This is a genomic window from Brevundimonas sp., from assembly GCF_031412435.1.
In the GTDB taxonomy this organism is placed as follows: Bacteria; Pseudomonadota; Alphaproteobacteria; order Caulobacterales; family Caulobacteraceae; genus Brevundimonas.
Genome location: NZ_JANODA010000054.1, coordinates 1 through 15926 on the forward strand (window position 1 = coordinate 1; position 15926 = coordinate 15926).

At 66.6% G+C, this 15926-nt stretch carries 18 protein-coding genes; 7 read left to right on the forward strand and 11 right to left on the reverse strand.

Going from position 1 to position 15926, the window contains the following annotated elements; translation table 11 throughout:
* The coding region (hemA, locus tag RMO01_RS10990; RefSeq protein ID WP_309629095.1) for a 5-aminolevulinate synthase at positions 1-676 on the reverse strand (676 nt) is incomplete at its 3' end.
* Between the two features lie 199 nt (positions 677-875).
* Between hemA and RMO01_RS10995 the strand changes: the two genes are divergently transcribed.
* Positions 876-2147, forward strand: a complete 1272-nt coding sequence (locus RMO01_RS10995; RefSeq protein WP_309629096.1) for a hypothetical protein — start codon at positions 876-878, stop codon at positions 2145-2147.
* A gap of 6 nt (positions 2148-2153) precedes the next feature.
* On the opposite strand, the gene mmsB is transcribed toward RMO01_RS10995, so the two are convergent.
* Both mmsB and RMO01_RS11005 read right to left on the reverse strand, forming a co-directional pair.
* Complete coding sequence (gene mmsB, locus RMO01_RS11000) at positions 2154-3062, reverse strand: 3-hydroxyisobutyrate dehydrogenase (RefSeq protein ID WP_309629097.1); 909 nt, start codon at positions 3060-3062, stop codon at positions 2154-2156.
* Between the two features lie 68 nt (positions 3063-3130).
* The gene (locus tag RMO01_RS11005; protein WP_309629098.1) at positions 3131-3883 is read right to left on the reverse strand and encodes a methyltransferase; all 753 of its coding nucleotides are present in this window, start codon (positions 3881-3883) and stop codon (positions 3131-3133) included.
* Between the two features lie 127 nt (positions 3884-4010).
* Between RMO01_RS11005 and RMO01_RS11010 the strand changes: the two genes are divergently transcribed.
* Complete coding sequence (locus RMO01_RS11010) at positions 4011-4319, forward strand: EthD family reductase (RefSeq protein WP_309629099.1); 309 nt, start codon at positions 4011-4013, stop codon at positions 4317-4319.
* Here RMO01_RS11010 and RMO01_RS11015 read toward each other — a convergent pair.
* The 3 genes from RMO01_RS11015 to RMO01_RS11025 all read right to left on the reverse strand — a co-directional run bounded on the left by RMO01_RS11015 (position 4316) and on the right by RMO01_RS11025 (position 7332).
* Entirely contained in the window at positions 4316-5092 is a 777-nt protein-coding gene (locus tag RMO01_RS11015; protein ID WP_309629100.1) for a hypothetical protein, read from the reverse strand. The genes RMO01_RS11010 and RMO01_RS11015 overlap by 4 nt on opposite strands.
* A 63-nt stretch (positions 5093-5155) precedes the next feature.
* Positions 5156-6196, reverse strand: coding sequence for an enoyl-CoA hydratase/isomerase family protein (locus RMO01_RS11020; RefSeq protein WP_309629101.1), 1041 nt, complete (start codon positions 6194-6196; stop codon positions 5156-5158).
* A complete protein-coding gene (locus RMO01_RS11025) occupies positions 6193-7332 on the reverse strand; it encodes an acyl-CoA dehydrogenase family protein (protein WP_309629102.1) in 1140 nt (379 codons plus the stop codon). Before RMO01_RS11025 ends, RMO01_RS11020 begins: the two co-directional genes overlap by 4 nt.
* 79 nt (positions 7333-7411) lie before the next feature.
* Here RMO01_RS11025 and hemB point away from each other — a divergent pair, with 79 nt between their 5' ends.
* The 3 genes from hemB (at position 7412) to RMO01_RS11040 (ending at position 10344) form a co-directional block, all read left to right on the forward strand.
* Positions 7412-8416, forward strand: a complete 1005-nt coding sequence (gene hemB, locus RMO01_RS11030; protein WP_309629103.1) for a porphobilinogen synthase — start codon at positions 7412-7414, stop codon at positions 8414-8416.
* Between the two features lie 70 nt (positions 8417-8486).
* Positions 8487-9695, forward strand: a complete 1209-nt coding sequence (locus RMO01_RS11035) for a hypothetical protein (RefSeq protein WP_309629104.1) — start codon at positions 8487-8489, stop codon at positions 9693-9695.
* Between the two features lie 40 nt (positions 9696-9735).
* Positions 9736-10344 carry a peptidylprolyl isomerase gene (locus RMO01_RS11040; RefSeq protein ID WP_309629105.1) on the forward strand — a complete coding sequence of 203 codons (609 nt, stop codon included), beginning with the start codon at positions 9736-9738 and terminating at the stop codon, positions 10342-10344.
* 131 nt (positions 10345-10475) lie between these two features.
* Here RMO01_RS11040 and RMO01_RS11045 read toward each other — a convergent pair whose 3' ends face one another.
* The 5 genes from RMO01_RS11045 to RMO01_RS11065 form a co-directional block, all read right to left on the reverse strand.
* Complete coding sequence (locus RMO01_RS11045; RefSeq protein ID WP_309629106.1) at positions 10476-11552, reverse strand: alpha/beta fold hydrolase; 1077 nt, start codon at positions 11550-11552, stop codon at positions 10476-10478.
* Positions 11553-11850: 298 nt separating this feature from the next.
* Positions 11851-12705 carry an NAD(P)-dependent oxidoreductase gene (locus RMO01_RS11050; RefSeq protein WP_309629107.1) on the reverse strand — a complete coding sequence of 285 codons (855 nt, stop codon included), beginning with the start codon at positions 12703-12705 and terminating at the stop codon, positions 11851-11853.
* On the reverse strand, positions 12702-13211 hold the full coding sequence (locus RMO01_RS11055; protein WP_309629108.1) for a flavin reductase family protein: 510 nt from the start codon (positions 13209-13211) through the stop codon (positions 12702-12704). The genes RMO01_RS11050 and RMO01_RS11055 overlap by 4 nt, the downstream gene beginning before the upstream one ends.
* Before the next feature lie 41 nt (positions 13212-13252).
* Positions 13253-13525, reverse strand: coding sequence for a hypothetical protein (locus tag RMO01_RS11060; protein WP_309629109.1), 273 nt, complete (start codon positions 13523-13525; stop codon positions 13253-13255).
* A 93-nt stretch (positions 13526-13618) separates the two neighbouring features.
* A complete protein-coding gene (locus tag RMO01_RS11065) occupies positions 13619-14437 on the reverse strand; it encodes an NAD(P)H-hydrate dehydratase (protein ID WP_309629110.1) in 819 nt (272 codons plus the stop codon).
* Between the two features lie 118 nt (positions 14438-14555).
* Here RMO01_RS11065 and RMO01_RS11070 point away from each other — a divergent pair, with 118 nt between their 5' ends.
* A complete protein-coding gene (locus tag RMO01_RS11070; RefSeq protein WP_309629111.1) occupies positions 14556-14894 on the forward strand; it encodes a P-II family nitrogen regulator in 339 nt (112 codons plus the stop codon).
* 55 nt (positions 14895-14949) lie between these two features.
* Positions 14950-15926 (forward strand): type I glutamate--ammonia ligase (glnA, locus tag RMO01_RS11075; protein ID WP_309629112.1); only part of this gene is annotated, 977 nt, incomplete at its 3' end.

Genomic DNA, 15926 nt, shown 5'->3' on the forward strand with positions numbered 1-15926 from the left:
TCGCGCCGTAGAGGCCCACGGCATGGACCTCGTCGAGATAGGTCATGGCGTTGTATTTTTTGGCCAGGGCGATGGTCCCGGCCAGGTCGGCGATGTCGCCGTCCATCGAATAGACGCTCTCGAACGCGATCAGCTTGGGGGCATCCGCCGGCGCCGCAGCCAGCAGTTCCTCAAGGTGCGTCAGATCGTTGTGCAGGAAGACGTGGCGCTCGCAGCCGCCGTTCCTGATGCCCGCGATCATCGAGGCGTGGTTCAGGCTGTCGGAAAAGATGATCAGGCCGGGAAGGATCCGCTGCAGCGTCGTCAGCGTCGCCTCATTGGCCACATAGCCCGAGGTGAACAGAAGCGCGGCTTCCTTCTGGTGCCAGGACGCCAGTTCGGCCTCCAGGTCCACGGCCGACCGCGTCGTGCCCGAGATATTGCGCGTGCCGCCGGCCCCGGCGCCCACGGCGTCCAGCTCGGCCTGCATCGCTTCCAGAACGACCGGATGCTGGCCCATGCCGAGGTAGTCGTTGGAGCACCAGATCACGCAGTCCTGCTCCGACCCGTCCTCGCGCCGCCGCACGGCCTTCGGAAACTGTCCGCGCACGCGCTTGATGTCGGCGAAGACGCGGTAGCGCCCCTCGCCCTTCACCTGGTCGACGGCGGACTGGAATGCGGCAGTGTAGTCGAACAAGCGAAGCGCTCTTTCGGGGGCTCCGGCCAAGCCGGAAAATGATGGCGGCGTAATGCGCCGATTGGCCCCCTCTGTCCACGCGCGTGCAAGGACAAATCGCCGCAAACCCTTAATTGATAACGGTTCTCAAATATTTGAGATATCGCTGTTGTCTTCTCTCATGGGTTGTGGTCACCTTGTTTCCACTCGGGAGGACGGGATGAAGCAAGCTACTCTGCTAGCGCTGATCTTGGCCACGCCGCTTGCGGCTTGCGCGACGATGGACCCCGGCACTGGCGCGGGCGCGATCTACGCACTGCCGAGAACCGATGCGACCGTAACGCTGAATCTGCGTCTGACCAGTTGCCAGCCATTCGCGGCTGAGGGGGCTGTGTCATTGACGCCGACCCCGGGAGCCCAAGCACAGACCTATCAAATCAACGGCAGTGATCTCACTAGCAGGCGCGTACGGCGCTCGGTCAAGATTGGGGTGAATGCGGCGGGGGCGATCACGCAGGTAAACGCCTCGGCGTCCGATCGGACGGCGCAGATCGCCGCCAGCGTGGTGAAAACCGCTGTGACGCTCGCACCTGTATTTGCACTCGATGGCTCATCGCAGACCCCGGAGTGCCGCCCGGATGTCGCTGCTGCGCTAGCGAGAGCGGACCGTATCCAGAATCAGATCCGGGATATCCGCGCGGAACTTGGCGAAAATTTCTCGGGCCCTGAGCGCGACTTGCCGGATCGTCGCCAGCGGCGCCTAGCTGAAGCCCTGCCGAGCCTGATAACGGAATTGGCGACGCTCCAGACTGGCATTTTGCGTCTTTCGCTCTCGCGTCGGGTGGCCATTGACGCTGTTCCGACCGCTCAAAGCCAATTTCCGGTCACGCACGGGATTGCCGACTTGGATGTGACGGCCTTGACCCAATGGTATCTGGGCGAGACCGACGCTGAGTGGCGGGCGGCCTTCGCACCTTACCTAGCGTTTTCATGGTCCGCAGAGAAACTGGCTCGTACCCCTGTGGAAGTGTCTTCTTGGCGCGGCGCCTCCGATAACCAGACGCGGCGCGTTGAACCCTGCAACCTGGACATGCCGATTCCAGCGCCAGCGCAGGTGCGCGTGAGCGTCAGGCCACCGACCGGCATCGGGCTTGAATCACCCATTCCACCTCTGATCATGCACGCCGCTCAGTGGAGCATGCCAGCATCACTGTGCCTGAACGCAGCCTTCGGTGAGACGCGCTCGGTTGAGATGACCTTCGATGATTTCGGCCGGACCACGGCCTTCGCCTGGGTGTCCGAGGCAAGTGGAGAGGCGATGTCCGTCGCTGCAGCAGGCGCTGCTGCGGATCTTGCCGGATACTGGAGAAGCCAGACCGACGTTGCTCAGCAGCAAAGCGAGCTTCTGGCTCTCGAAACCCAGCAAAAACTGAACCGTCTCCGCGCCTGCGAAGCCATAATCGCTGCTGGGGGATATACCTGTCCGCCATAATGCGGCTCAGGTCTTCGGCAGTTCGTCCAGCCGCCCGCGCAGCATCTGCAGGATGCCCGAGAAGTCGCGACCGCCGTAGCCGAGGCCATCGAACATCTGGAACAGCGCCTCGGTCTGCGCGCCCAGCGGCGTCGAGGCGCCGGCCTTGGCCGCCGCGTCCTGGGCCAGCTTCAGGTCCTTCAGCATCATCGCTGTCGCGAATCCGCCGTCATAGTTGCGGTTGGACGGCGCGGTCGGCACCGGCCCCGGCCACGGATAGTAGGTGGTCGTCGACCAGCTCTGGCCCGACGACTTGGCGACGATGTCGAACATCTTGACCGGGTCCAGACCCAGCTTCTCGGCCAGGGCGATCGCCTCGCAGGTCCCCAGCATGGTGATGCCGAGGATCATGTTGTTGCAGATCTTGGCCGCCTGCCCCGCCCCGTGATCGCCGGCCCGGAAGGTCGCCCGGCTCATCGGTTCCAGCGCCGCCTCAATGCGCGCGAAGTCCGCCTCGTCGCAGCCGACCATGAAGGCCAGGGTGCCGGCGTCCGCCGCCATCGTCCCGCCCGACACCGGCGCGTCGGCGAAGGCGTAGCCGCCCTCCTTCGCCAGGCCCGCAACCTTGCGCGCCGTATCGACATCGATGGTCGAACAGTCGAGCAGCAACGCCGAGGACGGCGCCACGCCGATGATCTGTTCGGAATAGACCTTCAGCACATGCGGTCCGGCCGGCAGCATGGTGATGACCACGTTCGCGTCGCGCACGGCCTCGGCGACCGAGGCGACCGGCGCACAGCCCGCACCCTTCGCCCGATCAAGCGCCGCCGCCGACAGATCGAAGGCCGCGACCGCATGGCCGGCCTTCGCCTGGTTGGCGGCCATGCCGCCGCCCATGTTTCCCAGGCCGATGAAGGCGATCTTTGTGGCGGTCATGACGGCGTTTCCCTGAGCGTTATCGTTTGCCCGGGGTTAGCCGCTCGCTCCGACCGCCGCCAGAGCCCTCACGCGGGTTTGCGGAAGCGCAGCATGAACTGGCTGGTCTGCCCCCGGATCGACGGGTCGAACACGTTGGCCGTCAGCGGGTCTTCAGCGTTCAGCAGGATGTCGCTCTCTGCGTCCAGCACGAAGCCCGCCGCCTCGACCTCGCGCTTCACGTCGGCGATGTCGATCCGGTGCAGGGTGTGGGCGACGTCGAGCCCCGCGCCCGCCGGGGCGTAGTGGTCAATGATCACATAGAGGCCGCCCGGCCTCAGCGCCGCGAACACGGCCGCATTGACCTTGGCCGCCGTGTCCGTGGGGAAGGGCCGCAGGTGCAGGTCGTGATAATTCTGGGCCGTGAAGATCAGGTCCATCCCGGTCGGGAACTCCGGTGCGCCGATGGGCGAGCGTATGCCGGTGACATTGTCCATCGCATCGGCCGCCGTGAACGCCTCGCCATAGCTGGCCTGGAAGGCGATGAATTCCGCCGGTTGCCAGGCGATGACGCTGCCCTCATCGCCGACGGCGCTGGCGAAGACGCGGGTGAAGTAGCCGCCGCCGATGATCATGTCGCCGATCGTCTCGCCCGGCCCGACCCCGGCGAAGGCCAGGACCTCGGCGGTCTTGCGCGCGGCGTCCCGGGCCATGTCGGCCTCCGGGCGATCGGAATCCGCCAGCACGGCGGCATAGTCGCCGGCGTCCTGCAGTGCGGGCGCGAAACCTCCGGTGGCGACCAGGACAGCGGCCGAAACGGCGAGGATCAAGGAACGGCGCATGTTTCTCTCCCGTGCGCACTGATGGCGCTCGCCAGCTTATATCCCGTCCGGAGAACGACGTCAGGCGAAGGTGGCGTTCCGTCGTCGAATTCATGATACCGCTGGACTTCAACGCAAGGAGACGCCCGTGGCCCAGCTCGTCGTGACCTATGGAATGCCCGCAGATCCTGCCGCCTTCGCCGACCACTATCGCGACGTTCACATCCCGCTCGCCAGGGCGATCCCGGGGCTGCGGCGCTTTGAGGTCAGCGCCGGGCCGGTTTTGACGCCGGAGGGGCCCTCCGACGTCCATATGACCGCCACCCTGTATTTCGACAGTCTCGCCGACATCGCCGCCGCCTTCGCCAGCCCGCAGGGTCAGGCGGCTGCGGCGGATGTCGCAGGCTTCGCCACCGGCGGCGCCTCGATGCTGATGTTCGAGACGCGCGAGGTCTAGCCGGGCTTGCGGAACCGATAGACGAACTGATCCGACCGGCCGCGGATCGCCTCATCGAAGACCGACAGGCTGTGGTCGTCCTCGGGGTTGCGGACCGCCTCGGTCTCGCCGTCGAAGATGAAGCCGGCCGCCTCGACCTGCGCCCTCAGGGCCGAGCCCTCGATCCGGTGCAGGGTGCCGACGACCGAGGTCCCCGCCCCCGGCGCCGCCTGGTGGTCGAGGATGACATAGAGGCCGCCGGGCTTCAGCGCGCGGAACACCGCCGCATTCATCGCCGCCACATCGACGTTGAAACGGTCGATGACGAAGTCGTGGTATTCCTGGCCCATGAAGACCACGTCCAGAGGCTCAGGGAAGGTCAGGTCCTCCAGCGCGCCGGTGACCCGCGTCACGTTTGGATAGTCGGTCGCCAGTGTGTCGCCGAACGCGTTCTCCCGCGCCGCCGTCTGGTTCGGGACGAAGGCGTAGACCCGGCCTTCGGGACCCACGGCGCGGGCGAACAGGCGGCTGAAATAGCCCTCTTCCGGCCGCACATCCGCGATCCGCTCGCCGCCGTCGATCCGGGCGAAGGCCAGCATTTCGGCCGGCTTCCTCAGGGGGTCGCGGGCGACCTCGCCGGCGGGCCGCAGGGGATCGGCGATGGCCAGGGCGTAGTCGTTGACGACCGCCGAGGCTCGCTCCGCTGGATCGGCCGGCGTCTCCCCCGACATCATCGGCGCGCAGGCGGACAGGGCGATCGCGGAAGCCACGATCAGCAGCGACGATTTCAGCATGGGACGATCCTCGAACAGCGGTTGAGCCAACATACGCACGAAAGCGTCACAGGATGCAGGCCATCAGCCCCGAGGTGTCCATTCCTCGTCGGCAGCCAGGGGCGCGAACAGGGCGTCGAGGTCGGCGTCGTGCACTCCCTCCAGCGTCGTCGGCGACCATTTCGGCGCATTGTCCTTGTCGACGATGACGGCCCGCACCCCCTCCTGGAAGTCGTGGGTCCGCACCACCCGGCCACCCAGCCGGTATTCCATCGCCATCACCTCGGCGAAGTCAGTCATCGCCCGCCCGGCCCGCAGCTGGCGCAGGGTGACCTTCAGCGACTGCGGCGACTTGGTCTTCAGGATCGCCAGCTGCGCCAGGGCCCAGTCCGAACCGTCTGCTTCCAGCGCGGCGAAGATGTCCTCGACCGTATCGAAGGCGAACAACCGGTCGATGGCCTCGCGATACGGCGCGAGCGGCGCCGGGCCTGCGTCAGCCGCATGATCGCCGACAGCGTCCGGCCCGGTCGCCAGCAGGTCCGTTTTCAAGAGCTCCATCCCGGACGAGGCGACGAAATGCGTATGGATCCCCAACGCCACCGTGTCCGCCGCCTTCAGCCGCGCCCCCGTCAACGCCAGCCAGGTCCCCGTCTCCCCCGGCAGCCGTGGCAGGAACCAGCCGCCGCCCACATCGGGGAACAGGCCGATCCCCGTCTCCGGCATGGCGTAGGTCGTCCGCTCTGTCGCGATCCGCACGTCGGCCGGCTCCGAAATCCCGACGCCCCCGCCCATGACGATCCCGTCGACGATCGCCGTGATCAGCTTCGGGTATTCGAACATCAGATGGTTCAGCCGATACTCCGTGAGGAAGAAGGCCCTGGCCTGCACGGCATCGGTCGCCCCGCTCTCCGCGATCATCCGGATGTCGCCCCCGGCGCAGAAGCCGCGCTCGCCCGCATGGTCGATCAGCACCGAGCTCACCGCCGGGTCGTCCCGCCAGGCCAGCAGCGCCGCCGTCATCGCCTCGCACATGCCGAGGTTCAGCGCATGCAGCGCCTTCGGCCGGTTCAGGGTGATACGCCCGACCGAACCCTCGATCCGGGTAATGACTTCCGATTCGCTCATTGCCGCATCATCTCGCGCGCCGTGATCACCCGCATGATCTCGTTGGTGCCTTCCAGGATGCGGTGCACCCGCAGGTCGCGCACGATCCGCTCCAGCGGATAATCCTTCAGATAGCCGTAGCCGCCGTGCAGCTGCAGCGCCTCGTCGGCGATCTCGAAACAGGCGTCGGTCGCCATCCGCTTGGCCATGGCGCACCATTTCGTCTTCTCGGGATGGTTGGTGTCCAGCGCCCAGGCCCCGCGCAGGACCATCAGACGCGCGGCCTCCAGCGCGGTCGCCATATCGGCCAGTTTGAACTGGGTGTTCTGGAACTCGGCCAGGGCCTTGCCGAACTGTTTGCGCGTCGCGACATAGGCCTGGGCCGTCTCCAGCGCCAGCCGCGCCCCGCCCAGCGAACAGGCCGCGATGTTCAGCCGCCCGCCGTCCAGCCCCATCATCGCATAACGGAAGCCGTCACCCTCCTTGCCCAGCAGATTGGCCGCAGACACCCGGCAGTCGTCGAACTGGACGATGGCCGTGGGCTGGGAATTCCAGCCCATCTTCTTCTCCTGCGCCCCGAAGCTCAGGCCCGGCGCGCCCTTCTCGACCACGAAGGCCGAGATGCCTTTCGGTCCCGCCTCGCCGGTCCGCGCCATGACGACATAGACGTCCGAAGTTCCCGCGCCCGAGATGAAGGCCTTGGAGCCGTTCAGGACGAAATCATCCCCATCCCGCGTCGCCGACGTCCGCATCCCCGCCGCATCCGACCCCGAGCCCGGCTCGGTCAGGCAGTAGGAGGCGATCAGCTCCATCGTCGCCAGACGGGGTCCATAGCGGGCGCGCAGCTCGTCCGAGCCGAACCGGTCGATCATCCAGGTCGCCATGTTGTGGATCGAGATGAAGGCCGCCGTCGACACGTCGCCTCTGGCCAGCTCCTCGAAGATCAGGGCCGCCTCGACCCGCCCGAGCGCCATGCCGCCGTGGTCTTCCGAGGCATAGATGGCGGCGAACCCTGTCTCCGCCGCGCGACGCATCACATCGACCGGGAAATGCTTCGTCTCGTCCCACTCGGCCGAATGGGGAGCCAGCTCCGCATCGGCGAAGGCGCGCGCCGCGTCCTGTATGGCGCGCTGGTCCTCGGTGAGGGCGAAATCCATGGTGTCTCCCGAACGGTCGTTTTCTTGGGCTTCTATCCGCATCCTTCTCGCAATGGGAGAAGGAAGGTAAGCAGCGCCCATGACCCTGCCCTTCTCCCCCGCCGCCTTCCCCATGGCCCGTCCCCGCCGCCTGCGCAGCCAGCCCTGGGTGCGCCGCCTCGTGGCCGAGACGACCCTGACGCCGTCCGACCTGATCTGGCCCCTGATCGTCCACGACGGCGCCGAGGACCGCGTCCCGGTCGCCTCCATGCCCGGCGTCTTTCGCCTGTCACCGAAAGCCGCAGCGGCGGCGGCGATAGAGGCCCGCGATCTCGGCATCCCCATGGTCGCCCTCTTCCCCCACGTCGACGCCGCGACCAAGGACGCGATCGGCACGGGCGCGACCGACCCCGACGGCCTGATCCCCGACTGTATCAAGGCCATCAAGGACGCCGCGCCGGAGATCGGCGTCATGTGCGACGTGGCGCTGGATTGCTACACCGACCACGGCCACGACGGCGTCGTCGAGGACGGCCGGATCGTCAACGACGCCTCGCTGGAGCGGCTCGCCGAACAGGCCTTCATCCAGGCCCACGCCGGCGCCGACGTCGTCGCCCCGTCGGACATGATGGACGGCCGGGTCCAGGCGATCCGCGAGGCCCTGGAGGCCAACGGCTTCCACGACACCCTGATCCTGTCCTACGCCGCCAAGTTCGCCTCGGCCTTCTACGGCCCGTACCGCGATGCGGTCGGCTCGGCGAAGATGCTGACCGGCGACAAGAAGACCTATCAGATGGACTACGCCAACTCCGACGAGGCCTTGAAGGAAGTCGCCATGGACATCGCCGAGGGCGCCGACATGGTCATGGTCAAACCGGGAATGCCCTATCTCGACATCGTCCAGCGGGTAACCGAGACGTTCAAGATCCCGACCTTCGCCTACCAGGTCTCAGGTGAGTATTCGATGATGCAGGCTTCGATCGCCAACGGTTGGCTGGATCAGGATCGCGCGATCCTCGAAACCCTGCAAGGCTTCAAGCGCGCGGGCTGCGCCGGAGTGCTCAGCTATTTCGCGCCCCAGGCCGCGAGGCTTCTGAACCGCTGATCCTTACAGCAAAGCTCCTTCGTCAATTCTTCACCTCGGAGCCGCCAGATACTCGGGTAAAGGGTATTGTATGACGGCCGTTTCGTGCTTGCGGGTGATGGTGGACGCAAATCGCACCGATTTGCCTGCGGAGACGCTTGGCCCGCTCGTGGCCAAATACGCCACCATCTTTCTGGAAGTGCGATGGGTCCGCCCCCGCACCGCGGACCAGCTGAGCCACTACTGCTATTTGCTCAGCGACCCACGCTCCGATGAGCTCGACACCGTCGAACTGGCCCATCTGGCCACCGAGCTTCAGGAGCGGCTGTTCGGCACGGGCGTCGAGGATGCAGTGAAGCTGGTCCTGTTCGAGGGCGAGCTCGAGGCGATCCGCGCCTTCACCGCCTCCAGCGCGGAAGAGGTGCTTTTGGCCATGGAGGACCCCGGTCGCCTGCCGAAAGGCGGGCGCCTGCGACGTATCGCGGCGGACGGATCCCTGATCGATGTCCCCGAGGACGCCCGGGCGCCCAAGGGCCCGGTCGACGACTTCATTTTCGGCCCGTCGATAGACGGCGCCCAGGGCATCTATTTCCCCAAGGCCCGGACCTTCGTCGGCGACGTCGTCAGCTGCACCCCGTCCCGCGCGGCCACCTACTACAGCGCCGTCGACGGCGAGGAGCATCTGCCCGACGACTCCGAGTCGTTCGACGGCGGCTGCGTCATGACGGCGCTGCGTTTCCTGCTCGATTTCCCGGTCGCGACCCCGCTCTATGTGCCCGTCTCCTTCTCGACGCTCGTCCGGCCGACGCAGAGGTCCGGATATGTCGAGCTTCTCGGCATCCTCCCCGCCGAGACGCGAGGCCAGCTGGCCGCCACCGTCTACGACGTGCCGCGCGCCCCGTCGTTCCAGTCGCTCAAGATCATCCATGAGACCTTGCGAGGTCATTTCGCCAGCCTCGACCTGCGCACCCAGGATCCGGACTTCGAGGTCAGACAGCTGGTGGAAGGGACGGTCACCAGCGTCACCCTCGTGCTTCCCAATGCCAGCCAGGAGGTCCGGACGGCCGCTCTAAGGCGGTTCGCGTCGCATATTCCGGAGTACAAGCGCCGTCGCATCTGGTCCGGTCTTACCAACGTCCGCTTTCGGACCGAACGCGAGCTCGCGGTCAGCCTCGGATTTCCGTTCCTGACCGGACCGGGAATTTGCCGTCTCCAGGCCGAGCCTGTCGGCGGCCGCTCGTGGGACATCGACGCCTTGCCAGTCCTGTCGCTGGACCGCGTGCTGGCCGACGCCGGCTGATATCGCTAGCGTCGCTCGGAAACGCCGTGAGACAGTACCGATGATCAGACGCCTCGTCCTCGGCCTCGCCGCACTCGTGCTGTGGCCCGCACTTGTCATGGCGCAGGACGCGGTCGCGCCCGCCCTGCCCCGCGTCGCGCTCGAAACCTCGGCCGGTCGCATCACCATCGAGGTCGAGGTCACCAAGGCGCCCATCACGGCCGCCAACTTCCTCAAATACGTCGACGAGCGCCGCTTCGACGGGGCGACGTTTTACCGCGCCATGCAGTCTGGCCCCGGGATGGGCCTCGTCCAGGGCGGGGTGAACAACGACCCCGAGCGCGTCCTGCCGCCCATCGCCCACGAGCCGACGACCCAGACAGGCCTCAGTCATATCGACGGCGCGGTCTCGATGGCCCGCTATGCCCCGGGCACAGCCACAGGCGACTTCTTCGTCTCGGTGGGCCCGACCCTGTCCTACGACGCCGGACGCTCCTTCTCGGTCGATCCCGACGGGTTTGCCGTCTTCGGCCGGGTGGTTCAGGGCATGGACGTCGTCCGCGCCATCCTCGCGGCGCCCACCTCTCCGACAGAGGGTGAAGGCTTCATGCGCGGCCAGATGCTGCAGCCGAAGATCGTGATCCTCCAGGCGTGGCGCGAAGCTCCCTAGAGCCTTATCGGCTGAGGAGGGATCGCTTCGCGAACCCGCTGATGCCGTGAATCAGGCTCCAGGCTCAAGCAAGAGCCTGATTCACGCTTCATGTCGGAACCGCGCAGCGGTTCTCGAGGAACGATCAGGCTCTAGGGCTCGCTGCGCGCCAGCAGGGCGACCAGGTCGTCCTTCCAGAATCGGGCCCAGGTGTGGGTTCCGTGACCCTTGCCGTCGAGGCTGTTGGGGATCAGCCGATAGTTCCCGTGGGCGATGCGCGGTGCGAACCGTTCGGCCAGACCGAGTTCCGGCGGATTGATGAAGTCGTCGGCCGAGTTGATCCAGGTCACTGGAGCCGTGATCCGCTCCAGGTTCCCCGAGGGGTCGTAGTCCCAGGACGCATTGACCTGATACCAGAAATCGTTGGCGTCCAGCGTCGGCAGCCGCCGCTCCAGCTGCGTCACCAGCCAGGCGTCGACGGCCTCCGGCGTGGCCAGCTCCTGGTGCATCGGCATCACCGCCCCGCCCGCCAGCAGCAGCAGGTCCACAGCCGTCCTCAACCCCTGCACGGGCTGTTCGGCATAGTCGCCGCCGTTCCAGGCCGGATCCGCCCGGATGGCGTCCTTGACCATCGCGCGCCACAGCCGGTTGCGTCCGACGATCTCGGTCGGGATGCAGGCCATCGGCATCAGGGCGTCGGCGAACTCTGGATGCGTCTCGCCCCAGACGAAGGCGTGCATGCAGCCCATCGAGGTGCCCAGGATCAGCCTCAGATGATCGACGTCCAGCCCTCCGACCAGCATCCGCCGCTGGGCTTCGACCATCTCGGTGTAGCCATACTCCGGGAAGGCGGCCCGCAGGCCGTCGCTGGGTTTCGACGAGGCCCCGTGACCCAGATTGTCCGGCATGATGACATAGTAGCGGGTCACATCCAGGGGCTGGCCCGGCCCGAACAGCTCGCCCGCGAACTGGGGGGACAGGAAGGTCGCCCCCGTCCCGCCCGTGCCGTGCAACAGCATCACCGCATTGGTCACCTTGCCGCCCGCATCACGCCGGGGCTCGCCCAACGTCCTGTAGTGCATGCGGGCGTCGGACAGGGTCTGGCCGCGCGCCATCGGCAGGTCGCCGATCACGACATCCCCCTCGACCGGCGTCCATGTCTGAGGCGTCAGGGCGTTCGCCTGACCGCACCAGACCAGCAGAAACAGAAAGATCGTCGCGATACGCATGGCCGTCTTGCTCCCCGATGCCCCGAATGCGCATTGCAGCGTCGGACAGAGCGCTGAAATCCCGGGCCATTTGTGATTCTCGAGGCGCTATCACAGGCGCCCCTTCCGTTCAGGGTAGGATGATCTCTGGTCTTTGACATCCCGCCGAACAGACGCCCTGCCGCGCCGATTGGACTCCTTGCACTCCGGGTGCAAATCCGTCCGGCCCATTAGTCGTTCAGGTTCAAGTGATTACGCGTCGTTCCTCAGCGAATTGGACTCTTGCACCCGGTTCTTTCCGAGTCCAATCCACGCCGCCTCAAGGCTTCAGTCGCGCCTTCAGGCTCGACGTGTCCCAGCGGTTCCCGCCCATGCCCTGGACCTCGGAATAGAACTGATCGACCAGGGCCGTCAGCGACAGGACCGCCCCGTTCGCCCGCGCCTCGTCCAGCACCAGCCCCAGATCCTTGCGCATCCAGTCGACGGCGAAGCCGAACTCGAACTCGCCCTTCGCCGCCGTCTTCCAGCGGTTATCCATCTGCCACGACTGGGCCGCGCCCTTGGACACGGCGTCGTAGGCGGCGTCCGTATCCAGACCGGCGGCCCGGGCGAAATGCACCGCCTCGGCCAGACCCTGGACCACGCCGGCGATGGCGATCTGGTTGACCATCTTGGTCAGCTGGCCGGAGCCCGAGGGCCCCATGTGCTGGATCGCCTTCGAATAGGCCATGACCGCCGGCCGCACAGTCTCAAGCGCGTCCGCGTCGCCGCCCGCCATGACGCTGAGCTGGCCGTTCTCGGCCCCCGCCTGACCGCCCGAGACCGGCGCATCGATGAAGGCGACGCCGGCGGAGGCGCACAGCCCGGCCATCTCGCGCGCCACCTTCGCCGAGGTCGTCGTGTGGTCCACGATCACGGCGCCCGCCTTCATCGCCGGAAGCGCCTCGGCCACGACCTGACGCACATCGTCGTCGTTGCCGACGCACAGAACGAACAGGTCAACACCGTCCGCCGCTTCTCCCACGCTCGCGGCGAACCGCCCGCCGTTGACCTCGGACCACACCCGCGCCTTTTCCGGTGACCGGTTGTAGCCCGCGACCTCGTGGCCGGCCTTGACCAGATGACGCGCCATCGGCCCGCCCATGACGCCCAGCCCGGCGAAACCGATCCTCATGCCGTGTGGCCTCCCGCAACGCCGTAGCGGCCCCGGAAATAGGTCAGGGCCGCCGCGTCCGAAGACTCGAAGCCGGCGACCTCGCCGATGATCATCATATGGTCGCCCATCTGCACCCGATCGTGGGTCTTGCAGTCGAACCGCGCGGCGGCCGCGCCCAGCCTCGGCGGCGCATCCCCCACGCGCTGGAACTCGTGGCTCTCCATCAGGCCGATGCCCTTGGCGAAGCGGCGGGCCAGCGACTCCGACTGGGCGTCGAGCACGTGGATCGAGAACCGTTCGGCCTCACAAAAGGCCTGCCACCGCTCTGACCGCTCGTCCAGGCACCACAGCACCAGGCGCGGTGTCAGAGAAACCGAGGTGAAGGAGTTGATCGTGATCCCCAGCGGCCCCAGCGTGCTGTCGGCCGTGACCACGCAGACCCCTGTCGCGAAGGCGCCCAGCGCCTTGCGATAGGCGGTCACGTCGCCCCTGGCGACCTCATCGGGAAGGGATTCAAGGCTCACCTGACGGACCTAGGCGACCACGCTCACGGAGGCAACCGGCGTCAAAGCCACAGGCGCATCGCGGCCGGCGACACCGGACCATTCTTCTGCGCCGTATTGGCCGTGTAGCTGATCCGGGTCTCACGCGATCCGCAGGCGCATCGGAACCGCTCTGACCGCCCGGCCAGGGGCCAGAACCGGCGCGCGCCGAACAAAGGCCGGGGGTCCATCAGCGCCGCCCGTTCGCAGCCCCGGGCCACGCAGGCCACGACCAGCCGCGCCCCGGGCTCGTGTCGGTTCCGAGGCTCATAAAAGTCGTTTCGAATGTCGCGCATCACAGGCTCCTTCGTGCAAGCGAACCACGCGACATCCCCGACCTCAAGGACTATGTTCCGCCTTTGTTCCCGCCCTGTGGACTCGTAGCGACGTCACGCCAGACCGCCCAGCACGGCAGGGATCAGCCCGGGCAGGTCCTCCGCCGTCAGGCCCGGCCCGAACCGCCCGGCGGCATCGGCGTGCATCCAGACCGCCGCACTGACCGCCTCGAACGGGTCCATGCCCTGGGCGATCAGCCCGCCGATCATCCCTGCCAGAACGTCGCCGCTGCCCGCCGTCGCCAGCCAGGGCGAGCCGTTCGGGTTGATCCTGCACCGCCCGTCCGGTGCGGCGATCACCGTCTCCCGCCCCTTGAGCACGACATGCGCGCCGCTGATCCGCGCTGCCTCGACGGCCGCCGCCTCGCGCCCCTGCTCCAGCAGGCCCGGGAACAGCCGCTCGAACTCGCCCTCGTGCGGCGTGATCACGTCCATGCCGGCCAGACAGGCGAACAGGTCGTTCGGTCGGTCCTTGAACAGGGTCAGGGCGTCGGCGTCGACGACAAGGGGAGTGTCCGTCGCGGCCAGAGCCGCCAGGTTCCGCGCCGTGGCCCGGGTCAGGCCCGCCGCTGGACCGATGACGATGCAGTCCAGCGACCCGGCCAGGGTCGCCAGCGACGCCGGCGAGGCGAAGCTGGCGACCATCACAGCCTCAACCGCCCCCGCGATCAGCGCCCCGGCGTCCGGCGGGCACAGGATCCGCACCAGCCCCGCCCCGATCCTCAAACCCGCCCGCGCCGCGAGCCGCGCCGCCCCGGTGTGCAGCATTCCGCCCGACACCACGCCCAGCCGGCCGCGCTGATGCTTGTGCGCATCGGGGCCGGGCCACGGCAGGGCGGCGCGCCACAGGATCGGATCATTGGTTTCGCTCATGCTTCTCTCAACGCCCTTCCGTGACGAAAATGCAAATCGCCCCTTGCCTTATGCTGCGATGCGATGTCCCTTTGGTCCCCGAGCGTCTGGCCCACCTGATGCCGCCTCGGGGTCGCCCATGAAGAAGATCGAAGCCGTCATCAAGCCGTTCAAGCTCGACGACGTGAAAGAAGCGCTCCAGGACATCGGAGTGCAAGGCATGACTGTGCTGGAAGCCAAGGGATACGGCCGCCAGAAGGGTCACTCCGAACTCTATCGCGGCGCCGAATACGTCATCGACTTCCTGCCCAAGATCAAGATCGAGGTGGTGGTCGCCGACGACCTGGCTCCGGCCGTGGTCGAGGCCATCCAGACAGCCGCTCGCACGGGAAAGATCGGCGACGGCAAGATCTTCGTCTCCGACGTGATCGACGTCATCCGCATCCGCACCGGCGAAACCGGAGCCCAGGCCGTCTAGGCCGAACTCCGCAAAAAACTTCCTCCCCAGAAGAAACGAAGAAGGATCATCGACTATGAGCGCCGCCAAGAAAATCCTGCAGGAGATCAAGGACAAGGACGTGAAATACGTCGACGTCCGCTTCACCGACACCAAGGGTCGCCTGCAGCACGTCACCTTCGACATCGACCTCGTCGATGAGGAGTTCCTCGAAGAGGGCACCATGTTCGACGGCTCGTCCATCGCCGGCTGGAAGGCGATCAACGAGTCCGACATGCTGCTGATGCCGGATCTGACGACCGCCTACATCGACCCCTTCTACCAGCAGACGACGATGTTCCTGTTCTGCGACGTGATGAACCCGGACACCGGCGAACCCTACAACCGCGACAGCCGCTCGATGGCCAAGAAGGCCTTGGCCTATGTCCAGTCCTCGGGCGTGGGCGATCAGGTCTATTTCGGCCCGGAAGCCGAGTTCTTCATCTTCGACGACGTGCGCTGGAACACCGCCCCGCACAACACCGGCTACAGCTATGACTCGATCGAGCTGCCGGCCAATACGGGTTCGGAATACACCGAGGGCAACATGGGCCACCGCCCTGGACCCAAGGGCGGCTACTTCCCCGTCAACCCGGTCGATTCGGGTCAGGACCTGCGCGGCGAAATGCTGGGCGTCATGCGCGATCTCGGCCTCAACCCCGAGAAGCACCACCACGAGGTGGCTCCGGCGCAGCACGAGCTGGGCCTGAAGTTCTCGGACCTGCTGACCATGGCCGACCGCCTTCAGCTCTACAAATACGTGATCCACAACGTGGCCGCGGCCTACGGCAAGTCGGCGACCTTCATGGCCAAGCCCATGTTCGCCGACAACGGCTCGGGCATGCACGTCCACATGTCGATCTGGAAGGACGGCAAGCCCCAGTTCGCCGGCGACAAGTACGCCGGCCTGTCGCAGCAGTGTCTGTGGTACATCGGCGGCATCATCAAGCATGCCAAGGCCATCAACGCCTTCGCCAACTCGACCACCAACTCCTACAAGCGTCTGGTGCCCGG

Excerpts from the sequence above, each read along its gene's own strand:
- RMO01_RS10995 (WP_309629096.1), top strand. The coding sequence starts at position 876 with ATGAAGCAAGCTACTCTGCTAGCGCTGATCTTGGCCACGCCGCTTGCG.
- mmsB (WP_309629097.1), bottom strand. The coding sequence starts at position 3,062 with ATGACCGCCACAAAGATCGCCTTCATCGGCCTGGGAAACATGGGCGGC.
- RMO01_RS11005 (WP_309629098.1), bottom strand. The coding sequence starts at position 3,883 with ATGCGCCGTTCCTTGATCCTCGCCGTTTCGGCCGCTGTCCTGGTCGCC.
- RMO01_RS11015 (WP_309629100.1), bottom strand. The coding sequence starts at position 5,092 with ATGCTGAAATCGTCGCTGCTGATCGTGGCTTCCGCGATCGCCCTGTCC.
- RMO01_RS11020 (WP_309629101.1), bottom strand. The coding sequence starts at position 6,196 with ATGAGCGAATCGGAAGTCATTACCCGGATCGAGGGTTCGGTCGGGCGT.
- RMO01_RS11025 (WP_309629102.1), bottom strand. The coding sequence starts at position 7,332 with ATGGATTTCGCCCTCACCGAGGACCAGCGCGCCATACAGGACGCGGCG.
- hemB (WP_309629103.1), top strand. The coding sequence starts at position 7,412 with ATGACCCTGCCCTTCTCCCCCGCCGCCTTCCCCATGGCCCGTCCCCGC.
- RMO01_RS11035 (WP_309629104.1), top strand. The coding sequence starts at position 8,487 with ATGACGGCCGTTTCGTGCTTGCGGGTGATGGTGGACGCAAATCGCACC.
- RMO01_RS11040 (WP_309629105.1), top strand. The coding sequence starts at position 9,736 with ATGATCAGACGCCTCGTCCTCGGCCTCGCCGCACTCGTGCTGTGGCCC.
- RMO01_RS11045 (WP_309629106.1), bottom strand. The coding sequence starts at position 11,552 with ATGCGTATCGCGACGATCTTTCTGTTTCTGCTGGTCTGGTGCGGTCAG.
- RMO01_RS11050 (WP_309629107.1), bottom strand. The coding sequence starts at position 12,705 with ATGAGGATCGGTTTCGCCGGGCTGGGCGTCATGGGCGGGCCGATGGCG.
- RMO01_RS11060 (WP_309629109.1), bottom strand. The coding sequence starts at position 13,525 with ATGCGCGACATTCGAAACGACTTTTATGAGCCTCGGAACCGACACGAG.
- RMO01_RS11065 (WP_309629110.1), bottom strand. The coding sequence starts at position 14,437 with ATGAGCGAAACCAATGATCCGATCCTGTGGCGCGCCGCCCTGCCGTGG.
- RMO01_RS11070 (WP_309629111.1), top strand. The coding sequence starts at position 14,556 with ATGAAGAAGATCGAAGCCGTCATCAAGCCGTTCAAGCTCGACGACGTG.